Genomic DNA, 10,484 nt, shown 5'->3' with positions numbered 1-10,484 from the left:
CAGAAACAAGAAACCCCGCACTCGGCGGGGTTTGGTGAGGTTTTCGGTTACGGCGTATAGGTCTGCTTGAACGTGAACGAGAGCGTCCATAGGCCAGCACCGAGGGGCTTTGACTTATAGCCCTTGCAGCGATATCGGCCCTGAGTTCCGCCCGGCGGCGTCCAGATGAACGCCTTGTAACCTTCATGCCGGTCGATGAAATCTCGCACCTTCAGCAACTCCTCACCAGGAGCCATAACGCCGGAGTGCGTCAAGTTCCAGCTCTCGCTTTTGGTGTTGATGCCGATGCCGCCGGCCTGGGTGTACCCATCGCCGAAATCGTTCTCCCAGGTGCGCTGATCAATCTCTCCGTCGCCGCCCAACTGAACGCAGTAGCTGAATGTTTCAACCATGGGTTCGTCTCCAGAGCAGTCCGTTTTGTCCCATCTCACGCTGCAGGAATCGCCTGAACTGGGCCTCTTGGCCAGCCTGGATCATCTCGCCCTGGCGCCGAGCATCCTGATCACTCATACCTGGTTGAGCCTCCACCGTTACTTGGGGGCTGTAGGTGATACCACCGCCTCCACCACCTGAGTTTGCGCGCAGGTGGTCGAGAGTCCTGTCCAGTTTGGCACTGGTTTCCGCCGTTGTTACCCGCTCACCCTTTTGAAGCAGCCAGGTTCCAGTCTCCGGCACCGCATCGATACCGTCGTGCGCCATCCCTGCAAGCGCCGCACTTGCGACGCCGGCGACCATGGGGGCTGTTGCCGCAGCAGCGGCAGCAGCGGCAGCCGGGGCGGCCGCGGGTCCAACGATCGGGATTGCGGCAGTAGAAGCAAACGCGGCCAGGCTCGCCTGAAACGCCGTCGCTTGGGCGTTGGCCACCAGCGTCGGAACTGCGCTCGCTTGGGTAGTCTTGCCCACCAAAAGCTGCACGGCCTGATACACCAGCCACTGAGCGGCCATGTCGTTCAGTGCCTGAAGAGTGGACTTGGCGAATCCCGAGACAAGATCTCCCAGCGCATCACCAGCACTTTTGGTACCAGTTTCAACGTCAGTCAGGAAACTACTTAGCTCGCCTTTTGCGCTCCCCAAAATCGAGGAGGTGGCATCAGCCGCCATCGATGAGTAGTCGGTAGCTGCTTCAACGAAGTTCTCCCAGGCATTGCTGACACCAGCCATCCAGCTGTTTTGGGCATAATCAAGCTGATTGTAATAGTCCTGCTGAATAACCATGCGCTCAGCAAGGGCCTCCTCGAGAAGGTCGGTCTCCTTGTCATATCGAATTTTTGCATCTGGGTCACCGAGTACCTCGGCTTCCTTGTACTGCTTGAACATCTCTGCGCGTTGCTTAGCGTAATCCTGCTGGATCGCCAGGTCTTCTTTGAGGCGTCCCCGCAGCTTTTCTCCGGAACCGGCGCCCGCCAGTTCCATTTCAAAACCCTGGCGGACAATGGTGTTGCTGCCCTTAAGGTTGGCCTGCAGGGTGGCCAGCTTCAGGTCCTCCTCGTTCTGCTTTTTCAGCTTGATCTTCGCGTCTAACTCCGCCGCCAAATCCTCAAGAACCTTCTGGCGTTCACCACCCACCCCCTTGAGCTTTCCGGTTTCCAGTTCGAAGGCGAGCTTTGCGACCTCACTGGCCTTGCGATTCTTTCCGGTAGTCTCGTCGATAAGGTCGATCTGACGACGGTAGTTCTGCTCGACATCCACACCACGTTTGGTCAGCGCTTCTGACGCCGCTCTGGCGGAGCTCTTGGTGCGCTCGTCAGCCTTTTTGGTTTCCTCTGCCGCCTTTTTTATCGCATCAACGCTCTTCTGCTTGGCAACCAACAGGTCGCCTTCGCCCGCTTTCAGCCCTTCTACGAAGCCGCCGCTGATTCGGGCTGCAAGTTTCTCAGCCTCTGTTCGCTTCCCAACCGTTGCGATCTGCTCATCCAGAGCCCTGGCCATGTCCTTATAGACTTTAGAAACTGGCACATCTACTTGGTTAGCCAGAATCCCGTTCAACTGCTGTATCTGTTCGCCCAAACCGGCAACTTTTTGCCTTGCTGTATCCAGCTCGCCCTGGGCAGTGACTAGCGAAGCGTTCCATTCCTGCTGACGCTTGTCGTCAGGGTAATCTCGTAAAAGCCGTTGGTATTGATTGACCGCGGACTCGGCATCGATCGCAGCAAGCTGGGCATCGAGCAGGTGGGCGTTGATGTCTTGAAGCGCTGAACGAGCCTGGTTCTTCGTTAAGCCATCAAAAGACTTGCTCAGCCAATCGACTTTTTCAGCCAGACCGCCAGCACTCTCTTTTGCATCGTCGCTTCGCGTCATAAAGTAAGCGAGCGCTGCGCCAGCTGTAATTGCAATACCAACAGGGCCGCCAAGCAAAGCCATTGCTGCGGACGCCGCCCTCGCGGCAACCCCCATTACAGTTATTCCAGCGGTGGCTGCAATTGATGCCCCGGACAAACGCGCAGTTGCGAGAGAGGCACCTATTGCTTGCGCCTGCAGCAAAACAAAGCTGGCAGAAGTGGATACCGCTGCGGCCGCCAATCGCGCAGTCATTACCGTGGCGAGGACAGTAACAGCAGTTCCTAGCCCCTCGATCGCTGCCTTAGCGGCCGGAGAACTAAGTACCTTGTTTAGGCCTTCGATCGCTGCCTTGGTCGAATCAAGACTTCCTTCGCCAGTGAGCAGGCTGGAAATAGTGTTCTGCAAAGCGTCAAGCGACCCACCAAACGTGTCACGTGCAGCGGCCGCCGCACCGCCGTAGGACTCCTCCAACGATTTAAGTATAATTTGCTGAGCGCCAGCTACATCGCCCGTAGACTCAAGCGCCGCAGCAAGTTTCTTTTGCTCGTCAGTGAATCGAAAGCCCTGCTTGCTAAGGGCTGTCAACCCCTGAGAAGGAACATCCAAGGCACGGCCAATGGTTTCGGCAGCGTCTTTCACCGTGGTTCCAGTCCGCGCTGCCATATCAGCGGCTGACTGTAGTGCGCGGTTAAATTGGTTGCCGACGATACCGGTGAATGCCAAGAGCGTAGTTTGCGCCTGATTGATATCGCCACCGGAAAAGGTTGTTGCCTTTTCCAGCGCGCCTGCCATGGAGTTCAACTGATCACGATTGAAACCTGCGGCCTCGCCAGTTGAGCGAAGTACGGCGCCCAGCTGCGCCTGCTCTTGCTCTGCGTTTTTCGTTTCCGTGACGAACCGACCAAAGATGCTTGCGACCGAAAATGCTCCTACAACCCCTGCTGCTGCACCGGCGAGAGCGTTCCAAGCAAGGGATGCTTCACGCGCTGCATCCGTCATCTCCTTGGATGCTTTCTTCGCGGACCTCCCGGCCTGATCCATCGGGCCGGTAAAGCCACCTATCTTGGCAATCAGGTCAAGAGTCAGAGTGCCAAGTGATCCAGCCATGCTTTCCTCCAGGCATAAAAAAACCCGCCGGAGCGGGTGTAAGTATTCTCGCGGTATTACTTGCTAAAGCCTTGAACGTCAGTGTTAAAAAGGTCCAAGGCGCGGTTGGATAAATCAGAACACCACGACCTTCCTCGACAATCGAAAGTCGCGGTTATTGAGTACCTACCATCGGGCAACTTTTGCTTGTACGCGGCACCATTTAAATATCCGACCTTGCTTGCAGGAAAGGTTTGAAGATAGGTGTCCGTAGCAGTCATCAGCCTCATCCTGGAGATGGCTGGCAAGGATCGAATCGCACGCCCCCACATTTCCGAGCACTGTTGCTCACCACTACACACGGGAGTTGGGTGAATTCTTGCAACATCCAGAGGCGGGGTTGACGGCTGCTGTTGAGCGCAACCGGAGATAGCCAGAACGGTGAATAACAGTGCGCAGGCCTTGTGCATTGCCTTTCCTCCCTAAAAAAGAGGACTCTATCATCTAAGTTCAGTTTAAGCCCAACCCGCGAACGCCTCCTCCAGCGACTCAACGCGCGCATCCATATGCGGCGCGAAGTCCTGCTGGTAAAGCCTCGGCGCGTCCTTGCCGGTCTTCGAGTTGACGTAGAGCGCCTGGAGCTGCGCCATGGCCATTTCGACACGCATGCCCTGGTGCAGGGATCCGCGTTTGGCGCGAAACTTCATCCAGACAACAAATTCGGAATAGGTCATGCGCTCTTGAGCTTCGGCAATGGTGCGGCCGCCGATTCCATTCATGACCAGCTCGCACCACAACTCATCGCCTGGATCTAGGGCTTCGTCTTTCCCACGTTCTGCACCTCGCCAATGGCGATCAACAGAAGGTTAGTCAGATCAGGGTCGAGAGCGCCCTTCTCCGGGTCGGCCTCGCCGGTGATATCGGCGACGGTAAACACTGCCTTGCCCTCGGCATCGCAGATGCTGGAGGCAATTCGACATGCCAGCGGATCGGCGCCTCGGTGAGCAGCGATATCGCCGATAGCCGTTTGGTAAGACAGCGGTCGGACAAAGCAGGTGAACGTGGACTTACCCCAGACGATTTCCTTTTCAACGGGGCGAGCAGTGAAAGCCTTCGACTTTTTCAGGTTTGCGACGCTGAGTTCCATTATGCGGAGACCTTACGAATCCAGGCGGAACCGCCCGAGCGCTGGATCGACACTGTCGAAGCAACCACGGCGTTCTGCGCAAAGGTGAATGGGAAGTCGGCCACATAGCCTTGGAAGGCGAACCAGGTACGCGTGGCTGGCAGCTCAAAGTCATCACCTTCAGCGCTGATGGTAGGAACAATGTCTTTGCCGTCCGACCAGCCCACCACCCATTTGATGGTGGTATCGCCGTTGGCTTCCGAGAGCTGATGCAGGCGAATGTGGCTCGCGTTGTTCGGATCAGCGTTCAGGCCGAGCGATGCTTGGCTTGGGGTGCGCAAGCCTTTTTTGTAGCTGCGCTCTTCGGCGCTGAGGCAGGTGTCTTCGATCTGCTCCGCCGGCGAGCCGCCAGGGTCGAAGCTGGTGGCACACTCAACTTCCATGACGGTCATAGGCCCGGTGCCGGAAACCGGCGGGACCAGTGCGTAGATCTGGGTTCCTTGGGAAAGGATCGACATGGCGTTCTCCAAATGTCGGGCATAAAAAAACCCGCACTTGGCGGGTTTGGTTTGGGTTGTAGCGTTATCGAGGAACGAGCCAGCTCACGTCGAAGCTGTACCGGTAATTCTTTGTGGACGGGTCGCGGCTTTCACCGCCCCAGCGGATGATGTAGGCCTTCAGCTCAATGGCGTCCCTGATTGCCCTGGCAACGGCCCGGGCGTCCTTCCCCGTCGTAGCGTACACATCGACCTGCAACGTGTAGCCGTCGGTGTCTGGACGCCCAGCCAGGTAGTTCTCGGGGTCACCGCCGATGGTCTGCCATACCGCGTAAGGCTTTTGCCCATCCTGTGGTGCGTCGCCGAATGGATAAAGGCGCTGTGGCGCTGATCCAAGTACTGCAATAACCCCAGCGTCCAGGGCGCACACGGCGTTGATTGGTGCGAACATCAGCTGCTCCTGGACTTCTGGTCCCGACGTATTGCTCGGTCGAGACCTTTCTCGAACTGAGTGGCGAACTCATTGGTGACTTCGCCGATATGATCTTCCAGGGCTGGGCGGGCTACGGGGTCGGCAGCGATATGCTCGGTACCGAACTCAAGCAGACGCCAATGCGGTGTAGGCGCGCTTTTCTCGGTGCTGCCGTTTTTGACCAGCACCGCGCCGTGCAGCACGCCAACGCGAAAGCCCAGGTCACCAGTACGGCGAAACAGCCGGCCGTTCCAGCGCAGCACGATGTTGTCGGCAATGGAACGCCCTGTGTCCGGATCATCCCAGCGCCGGGCACCTTCTTTGAAGTTCTTGGCAACCATCTCAGCAGCACGCCGAAGTGCGGTGCGGCCGGTCTTTCGCTTGACCTCATCGTTCACGGTGGCCAGCTTTCCGAGCAGACTCTCGATGCCGATCAAACTGAACTTGACTTCATCGGCCATCGTTCACGCCCTTGCTGACTGGCAGCGTCAAATACTCAAGGCCTGAAACGTTATCCGGCAGTGCGCCAGCAATATTGTAAACCTCACCTCGGTGGACGATACGCATCGTGGGCAGCAAGCCCGCGCGGTACCGAACAACAATCTTGGCTGTCACCTCGGACTGAGTCGCCTGCGCCGCCAAGAACTCCCTTGCGCTCAAGGGCTCAACCGATGCCGGGCAACGCTCCCAGACGGTTTCCCATCTCACCGGAAGTTCGGTGTTGTCTTCTGGGTCGCGATCCACCACCGGCTTCTGGATATCGATGCGATGTCGCAACCGACCGGCGCGCATTACACACCCATCCGGATGCGATATGGCATCAACAGAGACTTGCTGGTCATTGGCAGCTCGGTGGCAATGGTGCCCGTCACCACCTCCTCACGGTTCGCGAACAGGTGCCCAAGCTTGAGCAGGCACGCGGCCTCGATCGCCTTGTTGATCACAATCCCGAAGTCATCCATGTCGATTGCTTCGAACGTGTCGGACAGCGTTTGGCGCGCCCTTTCCCGTAACCGGCACCGGTCTTCAACATTCTCCGGATCATCAGCCACTACCAGCGCAGCGCGGTATGCAGCACGGGCGGCCTGGGTTCTCGGAATGGTCGCGGCCTTGGCAAGATCCACAGCGGCCTGATCGGCAAAGAACCGGCGCTGAAGGAACTGCTGAGCAGCTTCCTCGGCGCCGTCCAATTGCGACTGCACCAGGTCCTGGTCCTCAGGCTCCGCGAGCAGGTGCTTCATGGCCAGTTCGATGTCGATCACGCTCATGGTCAGTCGGCCTTTTTCTTGGCTGCGGGTTTTGGCGCAGCTTTATTCGAAGGGGTTGGGGCCTGCTTGTTTTCCGGGGAAGCAGAATTCTTCACGTCGTATTCCTCGATCAGGCCATTACGGCGGAGATCGCGCGCCACCGATTCATCCACGGTGAATTCCGCACCACGCTTCACATACTTTTCGCCTGAATCCAGGCCGTCGGCATTGAAGCCCTTGATCGCTTTTACAGTGATGTCTGGCATCGGTGTTCGCACCCGGTTTCCCGGGTGCGCTCCTATGAGGTGTCGAAGCCTTACGGCGCGTCGAATTCACCGTGGACGAAGGATTCTTCACGGTACACAGCCATAGCCAGGCGCTCTTCCGCGCGAATCGTGACCATGTTGGTACGGAAGTTGTCGCCGTCTTCAGTCGAAACTTCGACGGCCGCCTCTTCGCGGTCGAAAATCTGAGCCGCGATGTTCATGGCGCCCACCAGGAATTCACCCTCTGGAACAGCGTTGCTGTCCACAACAGGCAGCTTCCACAGACGTTGTGCGCCGCCTTCCTGGACGTTGACCCAGATGTAGGAGCCAGTGCTGTCCTTGGTCAGCTCGATATCAGCCCAGTCGACGGGGTTGAGTGCGATCGCCGAGGCGCGGTATTCGGCGATCCGTACCTGCAGGATGGCGCGACGCAGCGTATCGATCTTGGTATCGCCGGCTTTGCGAAGGGCGTTGTTGAAAGCGGATGCCTGAGGGATCAGGCCGAGCATGTTCCCGCCCACGCCGTTACCGGCGAGGATCTGCTCTTCTTCCTTGTACTTCAGGCCGTAGATCGCGCGACCGTTGATGTAGCTCTGCAACAGCGGGATATCGGACAGAACCTGCTTGGAGGCGCGGAACCAGTGCGCGATGGTCACCACGTTGGTGGTTTTCAAAGCGAACGAGATATCCGACTGGGCTTTCGCTGCGCCTTCAGTGGCCTGGATCGCCGCCATGTTTTGGAAGCCGCTTTCTTGCACGAACTCGACAGCGTTAGAGCCGGTGCGACCAGGCATGATCAAATCGCGGATGACGAACTGACGCTCCGGATCTGCAACGATGCCAGGTACCCGTGTTGGCTGGATGCCGACGCCCACGCCGCCGGTACCGGTGGTTGCGCTGGTGATGTTGGTGACGGCCTTGCGACCAATGCGGGCGATGCCACGGCCGCGAGTTTGCAGGGCCTTGAAGTCGTCGGAGTCGGACAGCTCTTCGCCTACCGACTTGGCGTCAGTCGGATCGTTGGCCGAAAATCGGCGAGCAAGCTTTTGCTCGATGTCCTGCAGGCGATCCTGCAAGCCCAGGCCATCCTTTACCAGGCCGTCGAGAACAGTCTTGGTATCAGCCAGAATGGTGCCGTGCTCTTTGATTTCTGTGTTCGCCTTCTCGGCGAACGCTTTGATTTCTCGATCGCGCTGATCCAGTAGGTCGGTTACCGCTTTCAGTTGGACCTTGTCGTCGGAGTGCTCCTTGCGTTGCAACTGACGGTTTTCGGCGCGAGCCTGGTTGCTCATGGCGTTATGCATGGTGAATCCTCAAAACGATGGGAGAGTCAGTGCCGGGCGCAATTTGAGCGCCTCGACGAGTTCAGCTTCAGCCAGGTCGCCCGCGGACTCGCTCCGGAGCAGGTGTTGCAGTCCACGGTTGGCAATCACCGTTGACTGATTTTTCGAGAATCCTGCCTCGCGCAAGAGCAACTCGAATTCTTTAAGGGAAGGAAGGCCGCCATGTGCCAGCTTCGACTTGATGGTGTCGGTGCGCGCCTCATCGTTGGCCGGTACCGTCACAATGGAAATTTCCACCAGGTCGAGCTTGGTGAGCGTGCGGATGCGGGTCTTCTCGTCGAAGCTCGATTCGCGCACGTAATAGCCTATGGAAAGGCCAGTGATGGATCGGGACTTCATGCCGCGCATAGCGATACGCGCATACGGCGCATCAGCCAGCCAGAGCTCGCCATCACCGAACAAGCCCTTGGCGTCCTCTTTAAGGGTATCCATGGACCAGGAACCGATTGGCTCGGCGGTGCGGTGCTGCCAGAGGACTGGTAAAGACCTGCCTTTCGCCTTGAGGTCGGCGATCGAATCAAGAAACGCCCCGGGCGCCACCACCTCGTTGTAACTGTCGACGACACCGAACACCGATCCGTAGCCAGAAAAAAGGCCGTCATCGCTGACAGCCTTCACGTCGTAATCAAATGAGCGGTACTTCACCGCCAGGGACTGGTCTTTCCGTTTCATTCCTGGTTCCCCTTGGGGGTTTCGTTGAGCCAGTCCAACAGCGCGGAACGGGCTTGCTGGGCATCGCCCGAGCCCTCGCCGAGCTTGTCGATCGGCAGCATGTTGGATTGAACCGTGAGCTTCGCTGCGTTACCGCCCATGGGTGCAAGGTTTTCCTTGATCCGGCAATCGTCGCGGGTATAGATGCCGTTTTGCGTCATGGAGCTGTAGAACGCGGCACGCGCAGCGCTGTCGGCGCGGAGCAGGCCCTCTGGGTTGAACTTCGCGTAAAACCGCCGGCGCTCATCGGGCCGCAGTAGGCGGCGATTAATGCTCTGCTCGATGCGCTTCATCCAGGGAAGCAGCGTAAAGCTCAGGAACCCAAGCATCTGCTGTTCCATGCCGGTGCCCCAGCTCGTGCTGTTCGACGTGTGGCCCACCATCCAAGGAGGCACACGAAACCACCGGCAGATCTCTTCGACGTTGAAAGCTCGGGTTTGGAGCATTTGGGCATCTTCGGGCGTCATGGACACCTGCTGATATTTCATGCCAGCTTCCAGCACCATCGTCTTGCCGGTGTTCACCGCGCCGGCGAACTTGGCAGCCATGTCCTCTCGGATGTCCTCCCGTTGGGCTTTGTTGAGAATCTGGTCCGTGGACAGAACGCCGCCGAGTTTCATCCCGTTGGCAAACATCTTGCTGGCCGACTCATCGGCAGCCATAGCAGCTCCGAATACATTGCGGCCCATGGCAAGCGGGCTCAAGCCGCACATGGGGTCGGTCCCGAACCCGCGCGTGTGCATCATTTGCTCATCAAGCAGCGTATGAGACTTGCCCTCGCTGTCGATGAACCGGTATTCGATCGCGCCGCTGCTCGTGCGCCGTGGCGGAGAAACCGACTGAGGGAGGATAAACTCCAACGAAGACAGATCGCGCCCCACCAAATGAGGCTCATTAAAACTGTTGCCGCTGAGCAGCAAGCTGGCCACCACACATTCCCAGAACTCAACAGGGGTTTGGTCGGCGTTAGGCTGCTGGCTGATCACCCGGTGTACGGGGTGCGAAGTGGCCACCTCTGGCACACCGGTCTTGTCTTCGTAAAGTGCGATCGGGAGGGTGGCCAGGGTTTCGGCGATGAGACGCACGCAAGCCCACACAGTCGACAACTGAAGCGCTGTCTGCTGGCTCACCGTTTTTCCCGAAGCGGAATCAGTGCCGTAGTAACCATTCCAGAATGAAGCGTCACCCAGGCCAATGCGCCGACCTACCCAGCCAGCAAGCGAGGACTTCACAAATCCAGGCTCGGCGGATTTGAATAGAGCCTGGCGCAGGACTGACTTGATAGGTTTATTCACCAGTCAGCCCCTTACGGATGAATCCAGCCGCAGCCAAGAAAGAAGCAGCGCAAGCAATGAGTGCCCAGCCGAGACCGACCAAGACAAATACGCCGGCGACAAACAGGCACAGCGCGGCCACGGCCGCCACGATGAAGAGGATCAGGCCTGTATCCATGGGT

Annotated in this window: 14 protein-coding genes; all 14 read right to left on the bottom strand. The window is 58.1% G+C overall.

All coding sequences use genetic code 11. From position 1 onward, the window contains the following. Positions 1-47: 47 nt before the first annotated feature. Entirely contained in the window at positions 48-392 is a 345-nt protein-coding gene (locus ACP7A2_RS15420; protein ID WP_426134895.1) for a phage tail protein, read from the bottom strand. Next, complete coding sequence (locus ACP7A2_RS15415; protein ID WP_426134894.1) at positions 385-3,387, bottom strand: phage tail tape measure protein; 3,003 nt, start codon at positions 3,385-3,387, stop codon at positions 385-387. The genes ACP7A2_RS15420 and ACP7A2_RS15415 overlap by 8 nt, the downstream gene beginning before the upstream one ends. A gap of 494 nt (positions 3,388-3,881) precedes the next feature. Further along, a complete protein-coding gene (locus ACP7A2_RS15410) occupies positions 3,882-4,145 on the bottom strand; it encodes a phage tail assembly protein T (protein WP_426134893.1) in 264 nt (87 codons plus the stop codon). 32 nt (positions 4,146-4,177) lie between these two features. Next, positions 4,178-4,513, bottom strand: coding sequence for a phage tail assembly chaperone family protein, TAC (locus tag ACP7A2_RS15405; protein ID WP_426134892.1), 336 nt, complete (start codon positions 4,511-4,513; stop codon positions 4,178-4,180). Further along, positions 4,513-5,010 (bottom strand): phage tail tube protein, encoded by a 498-nt coding sequence (locus tag ACP7A2_RS15400; RefSeq protein WP_426134891.1) that lies wholly within the window; start codon positions 5,008-5,010, stop codon positions 4,513-4,515. The genes ACP7A2_RS15405 and ACP7A2_RS15400 overlap by 1 nt, the downstream gene beginning before the upstream one ends. 64 nt (positions 5,011-5,074) lie before the next feature. Further along, positions 5,075-5,440 (bottom strand): DUF3168 domain-containing protein, encoded by a 366-nt coding sequence (locus ACP7A2_RS15395; RefSeq protein ID WP_426134890.1) that lies wholly within the window; start codon positions 5,438-5,440, stop codon positions 5,075-5,077. After that, a complete protein-coding gene (locus ACP7A2_RS15390) occupies positions 5,440-5,922 on the bottom strand; it encodes an HK97-gp10 family putative phage morphogenesis protein (protein WP_426134889.1) in 483 nt (160 codons plus the stop codon). The genes ACP7A2_RS15395 and ACP7A2_RS15390 overlap by 1 nt, the downstream gene beginning before the upstream one ends. Then, positions 5,912-6,253 carry a phage head closure protein gene (locus ACP7A2_RS15385; protein ID WP_426134888.1) on the bottom strand — a complete coding sequence of 114 codons (342 nt, stop codon included), beginning with the start codon at positions 6,251-6,253 and terminating at the stop codon, positions 5,912-5,914. Before ACP7A2_RS15385 ends, ACP7A2_RS15390 begins: the two co-directional genes overlap by 11 nt. After that, positions 6,253-6,729, bottom strand: a complete 477-nt coding sequence (locus ACP7A2_RS15380; protein ID WP_426134887.1) for a head-tail connector protein — start codon at positions 6,727-6,729, stop codon at positions 6,253-6,255. The genes ACP7A2_RS15385 and ACP7A2_RS15380 overlap by 1 nt, the downstream gene beginning before the upstream one ends. A 2-nt stretch (positions 6,730-6,731) precedes the next feature. After that, on the bottom strand, positions 6,732-6,974 hold the full coding sequence (locus ACP7A2_RS15375) for a hypothetical protein (RefSeq protein ID WP_167418566.1): 243 nt from the start codon (positions 6,972-6,974) through the stop codon (positions 6,732-6,734). A gap of 50 nt (positions 6,975-7,024) precedes the next feature. After that, complete coding sequence (locus ACP7A2_RS15370; protein WP_426134886.1) at positions 7,025-8,278, bottom strand: phage major capsid protein; 1,254 nt, start codon at positions 8,276-8,278, stop codon at positions 7,025-7,027. Between the two features lie 9 nt (positions 8,279-8,287). Continuing rightward, positions 8,288-8,989, bottom strand: coding sequence for an HK97 family phage prohead protease (locus tag ACP7A2_RS15365; protein ID WP_426134885.1), 702 nt, complete (start codon positions 8,987-8,989; stop codon positions 8,288-8,290). Further along, positions 8,986-10,323, bottom strand: a complete 1,338-nt coding sequence (locus ACP7A2_RS15360) for a phage portal protein (RefSeq protein WP_426134884.1) — start codon at positions 10,321-10,323, stop codon at positions 8,986-8,988. The genes ACP7A2_RS15365 and ACP7A2_RS15360 overlap by 4 nt, the downstream gene beginning before the upstream one ends. Next, complete coding sequence (locus ACP7A2_RS15355) at positions 10,316-10,480, bottom strand: hypothetical protein (protein ID WP_162834933.1); 165 nt, start codon at positions 10,478-10,480, stop codon at positions 10,316-10,318. Before ACP7A2_RS15355 ends, ACP7A2_RS15360 begins: the two co-directional genes overlap by 8 nt. Positions 10,481-10,484 lie beyond the last annotated feature (4 nt).

The organism is Pseudomonas sp. PWP3-1b2 (genome assembly GCF_049896045.1).
Taxonomy (GTDB): domain Bacteria; phylum Pseudomonadota; class Gammaproteobacteria; order Pseudomonadales; family Pseudomonadaceae; genus Aquipseudomonas; species Aquipseudomonas antarctica_B.
The sequence above is the reverse complement of the archived record's forward strand: the minus strand, read 5'-3'. Positions and strand labels throughout refer to the sequence as shown.